Annotated in this window: 13 protein-coding genes; 3 read left to right on the top strand and 10 right to left on the bottom strand. The window is 50.8% G+C overall.

The window, feature by feature from the left end; genetic code table 11:
* The 5 genes from bcsA to ACT3TR_RS09660 form a co-directional block, all read right to left on the bottom strand.
* Positions 1 to 4,539, bottom strand: a complete 4,539-nt coding sequence (gene bcsA, locus ACT3TR_RS09640) for a UDP-forming cellulose synthase catalytic subunit (protein ID WP_444625347.1) — start codon at positions 4,537 to 4,539, stop codon at positions 1 to 3.
* Positions 4,539 to 5,321 carry a cellulose biosynthesis protein BcsQ gene (gene bcsQ / locus ACT3TR_RS09645; RefSeq protein WP_444625346.1) on the bottom strand — a complete coding sequence of 261 codons (783 nt, stop codon included), beginning with the start codon at positions 5,319 to 5,321 and terminating at the stop codon, positions 4,539 to 4,541. The genes bcsA and bcsQ overlap by 1 nt, the downstream gene beginning before the upstream one ends.
* Entirely contained in the window at positions 5,318 to 5,746 is a 429-nt protein-coding gene (locus tag ACT3TR_RS09650; protein WP_096279021.1) for a hypothetical protein, read from the bottom strand. The genes bcsQ and ACT3TR_RS09650 overlap by 4 nt, the downstream gene beginning before the upstream one ends.
* Before the next feature lie 200 nt (positions 5,747 to 5,946).
* Positions 5,947 to 6,828 (bottom strand): DMT family transporter, encoded by an 882-nt coding sequence (locus ACT3TR_RS09655; RefSeq protein ID WP_192536323.1) that lies wholly within the window; start codon positions 6,826 to 6,828, stop codon positions 5,947 to 5,949.
* Positions 6,825 to 7,094: a SelT/SelW/SelH family protein gene (locus ACT3TR_RS09660; RefSeq protein ID WP_096279016.1), complete on the bottom strand. Its 270-nt coding sequence runs from the start codon at positions 7,092 to 7,094 to the stop codon at positions 6,825 to 6,827. The genes ACT3TR_RS09655 and ACT3TR_RS09660 overlap by 4 nt, the downstream gene beginning before the upstream one ends.
* A gap of 375 nt (positions 7,095 to 7,469) precedes the next feature.
* On the opposite strand from ACT3TR_RS09660, the gene ACT3TR_RS09665 reads away from it, so the two are divergent.
* The 3 genes from ACT3TR_RS09665 (at position 7,470) to ettA (ending at position 10,135) form a co-directional block, all read left to right on the top strand.
* Positions 7,470 to 7,892 (top strand): PAS domain S-box protein, encoded by a 423-nt coding sequence (locus ACT3TR_RS09665; RefSeq protein WP_192536322.1) that lies wholly within the window; start codon positions 7,470 to 7,472, stop codon positions 7,890 to 7,892.
* 184 nt (positions 7,893 to 8,076) lie between these two features.
* Positions 8,077 to 8,289: a PA3496 family putative envelope integrity protein gene (locus ACT3TR_RS09670; protein WP_192536321.1), complete on the top strand. Its 213-nt coding sequence runs from the start codon at positions 8,077 to 8,079 to the stop codon at positions 8,287 to 8,289.
* A gap of 184 nt (positions 8,290 to 8,473) precedes the next feature.
* Positions 8,474 to 10,135: an energy-dependent translational throttle protein EttA gene (gene ettA / locus ACT3TR_RS09675; protein WP_441668515.1), complete on the top strand. Its 1,662-nt coding sequence runs from the start codon at positions 8,474 to 8,476 to the stop codon at positions 10,133 to 10,135.
* A gap of 102 nt (positions 10,136 to 10,237) precedes the next feature.
* On the opposite strand, the gene coq7 is transcribed toward ettA, so the two are convergent.
* The 5 genes from coq7 to purD form a co-directional block, all read right to left on the bottom strand.
* Positions 10,238 to 10,879 carry a 2-polyprenyl-3-methyl-6-methoxy-1,4-benzoquinone monooxygenase gene (gene coq7 / locus ACT3TR_RS09680; RefSeq protein ID WP_444625345.1) on the bottom strand — a complete coding sequence of 214 codons (642 nt, stop codon included), beginning with the start codon at positions 10,877 to 10,879 and terminating at the stop codon, positions 10,238 to 10,240.
* A gap of 84 nt (positions 10,880 to 10,963) precedes the next feature.
* The gene (locus ACT3TR_RS09685; RefSeq protein ID WP_096279006.1) at positions 10,964 to 11,305 is read right to left on the bottom strand and encodes a histidine triad nucleotide-binding protein; all 342 of its coding nucleotides are present in this window, start codon (positions 11,303 to 11,305) and stop codon (positions 10,964 to 10,966) included.
* 30 nt (positions 11,306 to 11,335) lie between these two features.
* Positions 11,336 to 12,208 carry a phosphoribulokinase gene (locus ACT3TR_RS09690; RefSeq protein ID WP_444625344.1) on the bottom strand — a complete coding sequence of 291 codons (873 nt, stop codon included), beginning with the start codon at positions 12,206 to 12,208 and terminating at the stop codon, positions 11,336 to 11,338.
* On the bottom strand, positions 12,208 to 12,648 hold the full coding sequence (locus ACT3TR_RS09695) for an acyl-CoA thioesterase (RefSeq protein WP_192536253.1): 441 nt from the start codon (positions 12,646 to 12,648) through the stop codon (positions 12,208 to 12,210). The genes ACT3TR_RS09690 and ACT3TR_RS09695 overlap by 1 nt, the downstream gene beginning before the upstream one ends.
* Positions 12,649 to 12,691: 43 nt before the next feature.
* Positions 12,692 to 13,978, bottom strand: coding sequence for a phosphoribosylamine--glycine ligase (purD, locus tag ACT3TR_RS09700; RefSeq protein WP_444625343.1), 1,287 nt, complete (start codon positions 13,976 to 13,978; stop codon positions 12,692 to 12,694).
* Positions 13,979 to 14,001 lie beyond the last annotated feature (23 nt).

Below are 14,001 nucleotides of genomic sequence, written 5' to 3' on the forward strand. Positions count from 1 at the left end.
TTATTCTCCGCCTGAGTGCGTTTTGCTACCAGCATTTGCTCGACGCAGTGCTCGGCGTTTGAGAGTGCTATAAAGAAGTCCGGACAGTAAAAGCAGAACAATGCCCATAGCTAATAACATGGGAATAATGTATTGGCCGGTGTACCAGCGGATAAGACGATGCCAGACCATTTCACCTCGAGGCGTCCGCGGCCCAACCTGATAAGCACTGACCTCTTGGCTCGGCGACACCATGACTAAATCCCCCACGGCTTGACGACTAACTTGGGGCTGATCAATCACGGCCGGTAGCGTGCGCATGCCTTCATCATGAAAAGCAGTGGCTACGATAATGCTGCGCGTGGGGTTCAGCGGTGACCGAACGCCCAGTAAGATCTGTTCAGGGGACTGACTGCCAATCCTATTGCGAGCGCGCTCGGTATCTCGCCCCCACTGGGCTTGTGCCCAAAGATTTAATCTATTCATTAAGTTCAAAGGCGTAACGCGTAAAGCCCCCTGCTCGATACTGAAAGGCCCAAGATAACGATTAAGCTCACTGCGTTCCAATTGATCAGCACGCGCAACGACCAGCATATCTCGGTCTGACAAGTTGTCGTTAAGCGTTAGCCCCTTGCGCACATTCAGCGCAATACTGGGGTATCCGGTAGAGGCCCCCATGCGCCCAATCAGCCCAAGCGCGGTGCCAATTTCGATAGCATCGGGTTCCGCGGCAAGCAGCAGCGTCGTGTGCGATAAATCGGCCCACTGCGTAAAGGGAAAGCCTGCACTCAGCCAGTACGAGAGCTCTGGTAACGCTGCAAAATACTGTGCATCGCTCATATCCAAATAAGAATCAGGGTACAGGCGCGTTTCAATGCGATCAGGAAGGCCCAGCTCACATCCATTTTCCGGCATATTCACTGCCATATTAAAATAAAAGCTGAGCTGGTTATTACCGTATAACTTTTCCTGGGGAATGCGTAACGTAGCGCGCTCTTTACGAATATCATTTCCCAGAAAGCGCCAAGCTTCCCAGGCTAAAGAACGCTTCTCAACGGGTAAGGAGGCTAGATAAGTGCCGTTAAGAGCAATCTCCAGTCGTGACTCATCTTCGTTTAGCCACTCGCCACGAGGGAACTCATAGCCCACTTCTAAGGTTACATGATCACCCGGCCATAAATGCATGTTTGGGGGCAGGCGAAAACTATAATTTTGCGGCGACGGGCGAATACCCTCACCGACCATTTCATTCTCACCAGCCATTTTGTCAAGATAGATCGGCTCATTAAGCGCCTGCCAGTTAGGTGCATCATAGGCCTCTCTAAGGGCTAGCTGGGGCGCACTTACCGTTTCACTGTCGCCGCTTAAACGCTCTTGATAATGGGCTAGATATGCAGCGGCGCTTTTTACGTCTTGCTCTGTTGCTCCCGTGACGATCAATAAGCGATACATAGCATTATTAGGATTAGCCAGTTGCAGTAAGGTAGGGCCATCAATTCTCGGCAGCTCTACTCCTAAAGGCATCTGCTCGGGAGTCCCTACGACGACCGCATGCTGATCAGGTATTTGAGTATGATGAACGGGGAAGTCAGCGCCTCTAAAATCCGCTTTAATCGCAAAATACGAGGCTAATATTGCGCTTGCACTCAGCAGCGTTTCTGAAGGCATAGAGGGCATAATGAAAGGCAATACTAGCCTTTCCATGTCGGCCGCATCAGCGAAGGGGGCAGGTAAATTAGCGAGCCCCTTAAGCGGCGGCAACGACTGAACATTCACATTGAGCGTCGAGCTTGGTAAAACCTCGACCCAAATATCTTCGCTGAGCAAGTTATTACACTGCTCTAGCGTTTGTCCGGCCACACTTAGCAGTAGTGTGTTATAGGTAATGATTAGCTCTGGCGGAATAGCCACCTCTGCAACCAGATGCTCTGCGGTAAATCGGTCAAGCTCTAGCGTCTCAATAACAATGCCATTGAGAGTAACGTCCAGCCGACTAAGCCCCTCAAGAAGAGCATCTGAATAGCGTATATCTAAGTGCAGCACAGCGCCGGTAGACACTTCATCACTACGCAAAGAAAACTCGATACCCGCCTGAGCTCCGTTGCCCTGAATACGAAGAGGCTCAGGCTCGACCTCGTCTATACGCTGCAAAAGTGGATAAATTCGTTCCCGAGTCTCCAAGGGCATATTGAAAGCTAAACCGCCCCGTGCATTCACTTCAACATCAGGCAACGTCGCGGCCTCTTTAGGCAATGCCTCTAGCATTAACGGCCTAGCGTTGCTTGGCAAAGCCTGAACATCTAATGACTGGCTCCATGCTCGCTGGGTAGACATGATGCCTACCATAATCAACGCGACGAGAACCATTCGCCATACCCAGGTGGATACAGGAGTGGATACCGCTGTAGCAGCTGTTGCCATAGGTGGTGAGCTACCAGAACGCGCGTCTGCCTGGCGTGCTTTGCCAGCACTGTCGCCCCCACCGGCAAATAAACGCCGCTCCTTCCAGTTTCGGAAAAACAGACCTGTGACGGCACGAATAACAGTCCACATAGAACGCAACGGCTGATCGTGTGGGAGCTTGCGTTTCTGTAGCCAGGCATCAGCACGACCCATGACAAGCTTCACTAACTGGCGGCGCTGAACCACATTCAACGTGCCAAACCGCAGGCGTATATGCTGTGCATCACGGCTTACTATGTGCACAGGAAACAGTATCGGATTGCCATCGAATTCCATTTCGATAAAATCAATGCGCGCATCTTTTGAAAAGCCAGCTACTGCAGCTAGCTGCATGCCACCCATAGACAAATTTTGCGTCGTAGACGACAACGTATAGCCGCCAGAGAGATGTAAGACCACAGGCCGACTTAGCTTGATTCGTACGTATTCACGCACCTGCTTTTGTTCGCTGCCAACAGCGATAGCCGCCATCAGGAAAATTGCGCTAAATGAGGCCCATGCTACGTTAAACAGCAATACGCTTGCTTGCTCACCTTCAGGATTCCACCAAACTAAGCGTACGACACCCCATACTAGGCCCGCAGCCAGTAATGCCAGTAAAAACAGATGAGGTCGCGTCACATTAAAATCAAAAAAGCTTTGCTCGAGTCGCCCTCCTTTTTCCGTGACATCAAACTTGCCTCGATTGGGATTAAACAGTGTCACAAGGGAAGGCTTGAGCAAATGAAAGGTTAAAACCGTTTCATATATTTCATTCCAGAACGTGTAGCGATACTGCCCTACCAGCTTCGCATTGGTATAAACGGCTGCAAATAAGTGAGGAAGTACATAGACAGCAACGGCCTGAGGCGATGCTTGAATAATATTGAGCCCAAACAGCATGTAAGCCAACGGGGCTGTTAAAAAAATAAAGCGCACTAACGGAAACTGAAAGTGCAACATCGCGCTTAAATAGCAGAGCCGCTGGGGAATGCTCAACCCTCGGCCTAATAGGGGGTTATCACGCCGTAATATTTGCGTCATACCCCGTGCCCAACGCGCACGCTGAACAATATGCAACGCTAGTCGTTCCGTCGCTAACCCAGCGGCAAGGGGTATGCCTAAGTAAGCGGTAGACCATCCTTTTCTTTGTAGTTTTAATGCGGTATGCGCATCCTCTGTGACTGTTTCAACCGCAAACCCACCTATTTCCTCTAGTGCACTGCGCCGAATAACTGCACACGAGCCACAAAAAAAGGCTGCATTCCAATAATCATTGCCCTTTTGAATAGGACCATAAAAAAGCTCACCTTCGTGTGGCACTTCCCGGCCACTGACTAAATTCCGTTCAAAGGGATCAGGCGAATAAAAATGATGGGGCGTCTGTATAAGTGCTTGCTTCTGATCAACAAGAAAAGAGCCCACCGTCGCCTGTAAAAAAGCCCGCGTGGCAATATGGTCACAGTCAAAAATACAAATAAGCTCGCCGGACGTTTTCTGGAGCGCATTATTTAAATTACCCGCTTTCGCGTGTTTATTATCTGTGCGAGTAATATATCCAACGCCCGCCTGAGATGCGAAAGCGCCAAACTCAGCTCGCTTACCATCATCTAAAAGATAAACATTTACTTTATCAGCTGGATAGTCAATATTTTGCGCTGCCAAAACAGTATCACGAACTACGTCTAAGCTTTCGTTATACGTCGGAATATATACGTCTACCGTTGGCCACTTAGTGATGTCTTTAGGCAGTGGGACAACTTTACGATCAAGCAACCACGCCGACTGAAAGAAGCTCAGCACCAAGACAACCCAGCAGTAACCTTCTGCCGCCAATAGCCCAAAGCTCAATATCGGCTCTATAAAACCATCCGTAATGAGCGTTTCCGTTACCCGCCAATAGAGATAGCGAGTTGCCGTCATGACGGTTACTAATGCCATTGCTAAACGTATGCGCGGAGAATCGACCTGCCCCATGATTAATAAAAAAACAGCGGTAACGCCCCCAAAGGCCAGTTGGTTATTCAACGTCATCGGCGTTGTAACAACAATTAACATGACAGGGGTACAAAGAAGTAGTAATAGAGCGATCCAGGCTTTATACATAAGGGTTTTCATTATTCACCCTCTTTGCGTACTTGAGATAGCTCGGCATCTTGCATTAAACGCATGAGATTATGGGCGATAGCCTCAATATCATTAACAACCGCAGAGGTATACGCATGTTGCAGCACAGAAACCTGCAGTGCGTGTGCTTCGGACACTGCTGCGTCACGGTGAACCGCCCCTAGCAGTGACGCCTTCAAACGCTCTTTTAAAAGCGCGTATACGTCGCGACTTAGGTCATTACGAAGGTCTAGCTGATTGGCGACATAGTACAAATGCCTGCCAATGGTATCAGGATAAAAGCCACCACTTTCAATAGAGGGTAGAACGGCCAAAGAGGCGCTATCGGCCATCAGCATAGTGATGCACAGTGGCTTTAACTGGCAAACAGCCTCTAGTGCTACGGAGTGCCCTGGCGGCAAGTCAACTAACAGCACATCGTTTGGGGAGTTATAAAAGCCGCTAAGCGCTTGATATAGGGCTCTTGGATCATTGGCAAGAAACGTTTCGAAGTGATGGCGCTGCTCTCTAGTTGTACAGCCATAGGCAAGCACGTCAATGCCGCTTGCCGTTGTTCGGGCCATTTCACCCCAATAGGGAGTAGACGCGGCTTCAACGACATAGCCTTGAGCATCATTAAAAGCAATACCGAAGTGAAGCTTCAATGCATCTTGGCTATCAAAGTCAATGACAGTGACATTTAAACCTTGGCGTTGCAAAGTGTAAGCAAGATTAGCAGTCAACGTTGTTTTACCAACTCCCCCTTTAGGAGAGGCAATACAAATAAGCGTCATTTATTGATTTGCCTTATCAACGCTTTTAGCGATGTTCCCTGACGGTGATTACTTTGAGCATCATCATTACTATCTGTATAAGACTGAAATAAATGGCCAAAAGAACGCTGCGTTGCTGGCTTGTCAACCGGGTGCTGGTGAGAAGCATCAACACCTGATGTCGGTTGTTTATTTTCTAGGCGATACGGCACCGCCTGCTGCACCGGCGGCTGTTCACGCTCCTGGGCATAAACCGGAGGCACAGCAATAGGCCTAGACCTCTCAACGCTTTTTGGCGAGGCGCCCGGCGCTTGCTTGGCAATCCCATCAAGCAATTTCCAACGCTGCTGATCGTGTGAATAAGCCTCGTCAGACCTAAATTGCTGATACTCAAAATCCGCCCCGAACTGCTCGCTCAACACACCAATGTCTATGCTCTTCTCCATGCCTTTGTTATAACCTCTCTCTAGCCGTAGCTATCGGCTCAGCTGAAGATTAATGTATCGTTATGGTCACATTCCATTATTTAAGAAAATGTACTCATACTTCAGAACTAGTATTTTGTTTGACTTTTATACTAGTTCACATTTCACTTCAAGAATTAAAATAATAAAAAAAGACAAAAAGAAATATTTTACTACCCAGACTACCCCCCCTCTGGCTGCTTCTGCTGGGTTTGCATCCCTAACCCTAAAAGTATTAACACCAGTCCCATTAGGGTTGATGGCAAAATAGGCTCTCCAACCACCAAAAAAAGCAGCATCAGTGATACCGGGGGCGAGAGAAAAATAAGATTAGAAACCTTTGCAGTGCGCGACACCTTGTGGACAGCCATCTGCCATAAAATGAATGCTATGCCCATTTCAAACAGCCCGACGTAAACGCCTGCCCCTAACGCCCCCCAGCCATGCCACTGAAAGCCAGGGCCTAGTAATAACAGGATGGTTAGCACCGGCAAACCCACCGTAAAATTTTGCCATTGGCCCACTAATGCCGGGCGTGAGTCGCGCGCATTAAGCAGCCAATAAAGCGCCCACAGCAATGTTGAAGCGAGAGCCAGAACAACCCCTAACGGGTCAGCAAAAGAGACATTGAACACCGCGCCACGCGTTGCAATCACCCACACCCCGGCATACGCAATCAATCCAGCGATGATATCCATGCGCGTTAAGCGTTGTCCCAGCAAGGGCACGGCTAAGAATGCCATCGCCAACGCCCAGGTGTAATTGAGCGCCATCGCCTCCTGCCCTGGAAGTCGGTCATACGCAGCAAAGAGCACCAAATAGTAGGCAACGGGGTTCATTAACCCCGCCCACGCGGCAGTCTTCCAACCGGTGCGCAGCGCCGTAGCAAGATTGCCCTGCTTTATAACGAGCGCCCCCATTAATGCCCAGGACACAAGCACTGCGAGCCACATCAATTCTAATGGACTCATCCAAGCAAGCGCCACTTTAAAGGCCGTCGCTACGGTCGACCACAGCGCAACGGCTCCTAGCCCATACAGGATGGCTTGGCGATCCTGATTCATCGGTCGATATGCCCTAAATCACGCCCAGGCTCTAGCTGGTCACGCACACTTTGTTTGAGGCGCTTGATATCCGGAAAACCACCGTCGCGTTTGCGCTCCCATAGCAGCACATCCTCATACCAAATCTCAAAAGTGCCGCCATGAGATGGCATCAGTGCCACTTCATCTAAACCTTCACCGAAGGTCGAAAGCAGCTCCTGAGCATACCAAGCACTGCGCAGCAGCCATTGGCACTGCGTGCAATAGCGAATTTGAACACGTGACATTGTAAATTTTCCCGTCAGGTTAATAGGGCCTCTTTAAACACCATTCTGTCATGTCGAGTTAGCTTGAAACAGGAAACAACCACCCGCTCGTCTTAATGGCGTTACTTTCTACACATCGCTACCCTTTCGTTTGATGCATGTCGTTTAGTGGCCAGCGGCTAAGGTCGGCGTAAAAAACACCTCGCGTCCGATCCTAAGAGTGCGTTGACGATTGCAATGCATCGCAACGCTCGCCATGATGGAGCTCGATAGCCGTTACGGACTGACACCTTGGCTATCGAGCCTCTAAAAGTGAGTAAAAATCCCGCTCGGACCACGCATAGAGCGAACGGCATGTTCTCCGGAAAGGACAGGAGCTGCAACAGGAACCCTTTGATGAAACGATCTCCCTTGATCAGCCCAGAGCTGCTCGAACGCATTATTGATGCATCTGAAGATGGCATTGTGGTTGCCGAACAGGAAGGGGATGAAAACATCCTCATCTACGTCAATAAGGGCTTTGAGCGTTTGACGGGCTACAGCGCTGACGAAATTTTATATCGCGACTGTCGTTTTTTACAAAACGAAGACCGCGACCAAGATGCGCTTGTCGCCATTAGAAAAGCGCTAAAAGCAGGCCGGCCGTCTCGTGAAGTGCTACGCAACTATCGAAAAGACGGCACCATGTTTTGGAATGAACTTTCCATTACACCCGTCTACGACGAAGCGGATAAGTTGATGTATTACATTGGTGTACAGAAGGATGTCACGGAACGTACCGAGGCACAGCTTGCCCTGGCAGAATTACAAAAGCAGTAAGAAACCTGCTAAAAATTCACTTTTTAACGCAAAAAAAACCAACAAGGCTTGAACTTCAGCCCAACTGGCGTTATATAGCGACAAGGCGCTTAAACGGCGCTAGGCGCTTCACTTCGTAGACTAACCGAGTTTACCAATGAAGCCGTTGTGATGCCGGTACGCCGGCTGGGTTGGAGGGCATATCATGAGCCGTGACCCCTTAAGTCGTGAAACCTTTACTATCGATAGCGTCGACTCAGATGAGTTCGAAAGCTTAGATGCTGTTAATGATGACCATTACAGCAAAAGCAAACCAAGTAAGGCCGACAGTTTGCGCTCTCGGCGCCAAGTTGAAGCGTGGTTAGAAGAGCGCCGATTGCAGCGCGTTATTGAAGATGACTGGGATGAAGAAGAGTAGCCATTCGTTCCTCCCCGCTTGCCAGCACTGCCATCAACCAGCTTAGCCTTCTCGCTCTATGGGTAGGCTTAGCTAGCAGAACACTTCTCGTAGCCTAGCCTTTCCCGGCGCAGACCTCTATCATCAGTGCATAGCTAGCCGCATGCGGCTATTGCTTTTTCTTTCATCAACCTAACGGATCTCCATGGCGCAATACGTTTTCACCATGAATAGGGTTGGCAAAGTAGTGCCGCCCAAAAAGCAAATTCTTAAGAATATTTCGTTATCGTTTTTCCCAGGTGCCAAAATTGGTGTGCTGGGCCTCAACGGTTCGGGTAAATCCACACTGCTGCGTATCATGGCCGGTGTCGATAAAGAGTTTGAAGGTGAAGCTCGTCCGATGCCCGGTATCAATGTTGGCTACCTCCCTCAGGAGCCACAGTTAGATGACGAGAAAAACGTTCGTGACACCGTTGAGGAAGCGCTCGGTGCCATCAAAGAAGCGCAGGAAAAGCTCGATGCGGTTTACTCTGCCTACGCAGAGCCAGACGCAGACTTTGATGCGCTCGCTAGCGAACAGGCACGTCTTGAGAATATTATTGAAGCGGCCGATGCGCACAACTTAGAACGTAAGCTTGAAGTTGCCGCTGAAGCCCTTCGTCTGCCCCCTTGGGATGCCAAGGTAGGCAATCTATCAGGCGGTGAACGTCGCCGCGTAGCGCTATGCCGCCTACTGCTTTCCAGTCCCGACATGCTGCTGCTCGACGAGCCCACCAACCACCTTGACGCTGAATCCGTGGCTTGGCTTGAACGCTTCCTGCATGACTATAACGGCACCGTGGTCGCGATTACTCACGACCGCTACTTCCTGGATAACGTTGCAGGCTGGATACTCGAACTTGACCGTGGGCAAGGTATCCCGTTCGAGGGTAACTACTCGCAGTGGTTAGAGCAGAAAGATGAGCGCCTGGGCCAAGAAGCTAAACAAGAGGCTTCGCGCCAGAAAGCCATCAAGCAAGAGCTTGAATGGGTGCGCAGCAACGCCAAAGGCCGACAAGCTAAAAGCAAAGCACGCCTTAACCGCTTCGAAGAAATGCAGTCCGGCGACTTTCAAAAGCGTAATGAAACTAACGAAATTTATATTCCGCCGGGGCCGCGCCTGGGCGATAACGTTATTGAGTTTCGCAATGTCGCCAAGCGCTTTGAGGACAAGTTACTTTATCAAGACCTCTCCTTCACCATTCCACATGGTGCGATTGTAGGTATTGTTGGTGGTAACGGTGCGGGTAAATCGACCTTATTTAAACTGATAACGGGTAAAGAACAGCCTGATGTCGGTGACGTAGTCATTGGTGAGACGGTCGATATTGCTTACGTTGAGCAGCTACGTGATGCTCTTGATGATAAACAGACCGTGTGGGAAGCTGTTTCTGGTGGACAGGACATCCTCAACATCAACGGCTATGAAGTGTCATCACGCGCGTACGTTGGTCGCTTTAACTTTAAAGGCAACGACCAGCAGAAGCGCTTAGCAGAACTGTCTGGCGGTGAGCGTGGCCGCCTGCAGCTCGCGCAAACGTTGCAGCAAGGGGCAAACGTTCTGCTGCTTGATGAGCCCTCTAACGACCTGGATATCGAAACGCTGCGGGCATTGGAAGAAGCACTGTTAGCATTCCCAGGCTGTGCCATGGTGATTTCACACGATCGTTGGTTCCTTGATCGTATCGCCACCCACGTGATGGCATTTGAGGGTGATTCTGAGGTGGTCTTATTCGAAGGCAACTACGCAGAATACGAAGCAGACCATAGAAAGCGTGTGGGCAATGACACACCTAAACGCATGAAATATAAGCGCATTGATGCCTGACGCAAAATAAGATGATGGCTATAAAAAGGCTCCGCTCTGCGGAGCCTTTTTATTTTCAGCGAATGTGAACCGCAGATATCAGCAGCCGATCAATCCCGTATATTAAAAGTGATAGACACCCCTAGTCACCATTTTAGCGCCTAAATGCATTAGCCACTTAATTGGCGCTGGAAAGCGCAACCCTCCGGCCTCTAAGGCGATATGCGCATGATGTGCTTCATCAATCGCCATTTGACGCAGTATAGTGCGCGAACAGGCATCGCCTGCGGGCAACGATTGCTGATGCAGGTCAAGAGACTTACCCGCCTGCTCTTCAGCCGCGGCCAAAAAGCCCAGGCTTACGCGGTCACTTACCGCACCGGTCGCTGCACCTATTCCAAACCCGGCGATATAAAAAAGTGGATTTAAATAGCTGGTTCGGCTGTGTAACTGCTCAAGGCGCTCGTCACACCAAGCGAGATGATCGATTTTCTCGAGCGCCGACTGCTCCATTTGCTTGCGTGCATGGGGCAACTGCGCGGTGATGCCCTGCCCTTGATACAGTCCTTGCAAACACACCCCACCGGTGTGATGAATACGCATTAAGCCAGCGGCATGACGGCGCTCGTGATCGTCCAGCCTTTCTCCGGTGACATCCTTGGCGGGGCTGACACGCTGCGGAGATGCCGCATGAGGGGCAAGAGTACGCAAAACGGTATCAAACTGGTGAATCAGTCTATCGGCTCGACTCTGTTGACGATCCATGGAAACACTCCGTTGCCTAACTAAGCTTACCGACTAAAGCGTACTTAATTACCAAATCGTACTTATCTTGCTCAAGCCTAATTACTAGCCGGGGGGCCAAGTGAAGATACGCCCGCCCATTAGATGCATGTGAATATGATAGACCGTCTGCCCGCCCATTTCGTTGCAGTTCATCACCACACGGTACCCATCTTCATCAAAACCCTGCTCACGGGCGAGCTTAGCGGCGGTGAGCTGAAGGCGGCCAACGGTTGCTAGATCGGCTTCTTCAATATCATTCAGCGTCGAGATATGCTTTTTAGGGATAATTAGCTGATGGGTGGGTGCCTGAGGGCCAATGTCGTTAAAAGCCAGAACGTGCTCATCCTCGTAAACAATATCGGCCGGAATTTCACGATTGATGATTTTACAAAAGAGGCATTCCATAGATTACTCCATTACTTTTATCAGCAAGGATTAGCGAAAACGCCGCTGTGCCAGCAAATGGCGAACTAAAGGAGCGAGAATTAACTCCATCGCCAATGACATCAGTGCCCCGGGCACTACCAGCGTGTGGGGGCGCGTCATAAAGGAGTCTTTAATCATGGCCAGCAGCCAGGGAAAGTCAACGGTGGAAGGGTCCCTAAAGCGGATGACCACGAACGACTCGGCGTCAGTAGGAATGTCCTGGACCTCAAAGGGGTTCGAGGTATCAACCGTAGGCACGCGCTGAAAATTGATGTGGGTGCGCGAGAATTGCGGCTGAATGTAGCGCACATAGTCATCCATTCTGCCTAAAATCGTATCGATCACCGCCTCTTGTGAATAACCGCGCAGTTTAGTGTCACGATCAATCTTTTGGATCCATTCAAGGTTCATGGTCGGCGCAACGCCGACTAAAAGATCAACATGACGCGCAATATCAAAGTCTTCAGTTACCAGCCCGCCGTGCAAACCTTCATAGAAAAGCAGGTCAGTACCACAAGGCAGCGACTGCCACTCGGTGAAGGTGCCTACGCGGCAGCCGGCTTCAATTTTCTGCTTATCTTCGGCGTGAATATAGTGCCGAAACGTACCGGAGCCATGCTCGCCGTACTCGCCGAACAGCCCTTCTAGCCTATCCAGCAAATTAGCCTCAACGGCAAAATGGGAGAGTTCGTTCTTGCGCTCAGGCTCTTCGCGGAAAATACGGTGCAAATCGTCGCGCGTGTAGCGATGAAAAGCATCGCCATCGACGATCGCTGCATGCACATCTTCACGCAAAAACATACGCTCGAAGCTGCGCCTTACGGTCGTTGTGCCTGCCCCAGAGGAGCCGGTCACGGCAATTACCGGGTACTCTCGTGACATTAGCCACTCCTCGCAAGAGAAAGCGCATGTTTCACGTCAGCGGGCACATCCACAGGGGCTCCTGTGTTTAGATCAATCAGCAGCTGGTTTACGCGCGCCGTTGCTACGATTTTCTGAGATTCACTCTGGCGAATGCGCTGATAAATCGTCAACGCTTTGCCTTGAGGCGCCGGCACGGCGGTTTCAATGATCAACGCATCAGGCCAGCGCGCTTCACTGAGATACTGTATCGCCAAATCAGCCACCAGGCTGGGGTACCCACACATGTCCCACTCGGGCAAATTCAGTGCCGCAAAAGCCTGCACACGAGCCTCGTGAAGCAGCGACACTATCGCATCATGCCCTAAGTGCCGGCCGTAATTCATATCGGTTACACGCACCGTCAAGGGATGGCGGTGAATAACCGCTTCAGCGGGAAAGTCCAGCTTGACACGCTCCATGCCTGCATCCTCGACGGTGTTGGATAGGAATGACGCTGTATTTTTAGGCCTCGCGAGAGATTGCTCTAAAGGCAATATCACGACGGTATTCAGCACCGTCCCAGCGAATCGCTTTAACACCTTGATACGCTAACTGCTGTGCCTTTGAAACTGTCGCACCCAACGCCGTTACACACAGCACACGCCCACCGTGAGTAGTAATCTCGCCTTGAGCGTTTTGCGCGGTGCCGGCATGAAATACTTTACAGCCGTTTTGCTCCGCCGCTGCCAAGCCATGAATCACATCGCCCTTCCGATAGTCACCAGGATAACCACCCGCCGCAATCACCACACCGACCGCCGCACGCGGATCCCATTCGCAGCGATGTCCTGCTAATGCTCCCTGTGCGCCGGCTAAGCAGAGCTCAGCGAAATCAGACACCAGCCGCATCATAATCGGCTGGGTTTCAGGATCACCAAAACGACAGTTATATTCAATCACTTTGGGATTGCCTGCGGCGTCAATCATCAGGCCTGCGTACAAGAACCCGGTGTAAGCATTTCCCTCTGCGGCCATGCCGCGCACGGTAGGCCAAATAACCTGCTCCATAATACGCGCGTCAATCTCGTCAGTAACCACGGGTGCCGGAGAGTAAGCTCCCATGCCGCCGGTATTAGGACCGGTGTCGCCGTCATAAGCGCGCTTATGGTCTTGGCTAGTCGCCATGGTAACAACGTTCTCACCGTCCACCATGACAATAAAGCTGGCTTCTTCACCTTCTAAAAACTCTTCAATGACTACGCGTGCGCCAGCATCACCAAACGCATTAGCTTCCAACATGTCACGAATGGCATCGGCTGCTTCTACTTCGCTCATCGCGACAATAACGCCTTTGCCAGCTGCAAGGCCGTCCGCTTTGATGACGATGGGTGCACCCATTTTGCTCAGATAGGCAAGTGCAGGCTCGACTTCAGTAAACGTTTGGTAGTCTGCTGACGGAATATCATGGCGCGCTAAGAAGTCTTTGGTGAAGGACTTCGACCCCTCAAGCTGAGCAGCGGCTTGATTAGGGCCAAAAATCGTCAAGCCGGCCGTTTGAAAGCGATCAACGATCCCTTCTACCAGCGGCGCTTCCGGGCCGACCACCGTCAAGCCAATCTGCTCATCACGGGCAAATGCTACCAGGCTATCGATATCCGTTGCGGCAATCGCGACGTTAGTAACCTTCACTTCCGTCGCCGTACCGGCATTGCCCGGTGCAACGAAGACGTGTTCAACGCGGGTCGACTGAGCCAATTTCCAAGCTAAAGCGTGCTCACGACCACCGCCGCCAATCATCAAAACCTTCATGTTCATCCTTCTCAAACGGGAGA

The sequence above is a fragment of the Halomonas sp. AOP12-B1-6 genome, assembly GCF_052379225.1.
GTDB lineage: Bacteria > Pseudomonadota > Gammaproteobacteria > Pseudomonadales > Halomonadaceae > Vreelandella > Vreelandella casei.

What these genes read in the sequence shown, in the direction of transcription:
- bcsA (WP_444625347.1), bottom strand. Translation starts at nt 4,539, where the DNA reads ATGAAAACCCTTATGTATAAAGCCTGGATCGCTCTATTACTACTTCTT.
- bcsQ (WP_444625346.1), bottom strand. Translation starts at nt 5,321, where the DNA reads ATGACGCTTATTTGTATTGCCTCTCCTAAAGGGGGAGTTGGTAAAACA.
- ACT3TR_RS09650 (WP_096279021.1), bottom strand. Translation starts at nt 5,746, where the DNA reads ATGGAGAAGAGCATAGACATTGGTGTGTTGAGCGAGCAGTTCGGGGCG.
- ACT3TR_RS09655 (WP_192536323.1), bottom strand. Translation starts at nt 6,828, where the DNA reads ATGAATCAGGATCGCCAAGCCATCCTGTATGGGCTAGGAGCCGTTGCG.
- ACT3TR_RS09660 (WP_096279016.1), bottom strand. Translation starts at nt 7,094, where the DNA reads ATGTCACGTGTTCAAATTCGCTATTGCACGCAGTGCCAATGGCTGCTG.
- ACT3TR_RS09665 (WP_192536322.1), top strand. Translation starts at nt 7,470, where the DNA reads ATGAAACGATCTCCCTTGATCAGCCCAGAGCTGCTCGAACGCATTATT.
- ACT3TR_RS09670 (WP_192536321.1), top strand. Translation starts at nt 8,077, where the DNA reads ATGAGCCGTGACCCCTTAAGTCGTGAAACCTTTACTATCGATAGCGTC.
- ettA (WP_441668515.1), top strand. Translation starts at nt 8,474, where the DNA reads ATGGCGCAATACGTTTTCACCATGAATAGGGTTGGCAAAGTAGTGCCG.
- coq7 (WP_444625345.1), bottom strand. Translation starts at nt 10,879, where the DNA reads ATGGATCGTCAACAGAGTCGAGCCGATAGACTGATTCACCAGTTTGAT.
- ACT3TR_RS09685 (WP_096279006.1), bottom strand. Translation starts at nt 11,305, where the DNA reads ATGGAATGCCTCTTTTGTAAAATCATCAATCGTGAAATTCCGGCCGAT.
- ACT3TR_RS09690 (WP_444625344.1), bottom strand. Translation starts at nt 12,208, where the DNA reads ATGTCACGAGAGTACCCGGTAATTGCCGTGACCGGCTCCTCTGGGGCA.
- ACT3TR_RS09695 (WP_192536253.1), bottom strand. Translation starts at nt 12,648, where the DNA reads ATGGAGCGTGTCAAGCTGGACTTTCCCGCTGAAGCGGTTATTCACCGC.
- purD (WP_444625343.1), bottom strand. Translation starts at nt 13,978, where the DNA reads ATGAAGGTTTTGATGATTGGCGGCGGTGGTCGTGAGCACGCTTTAGCT.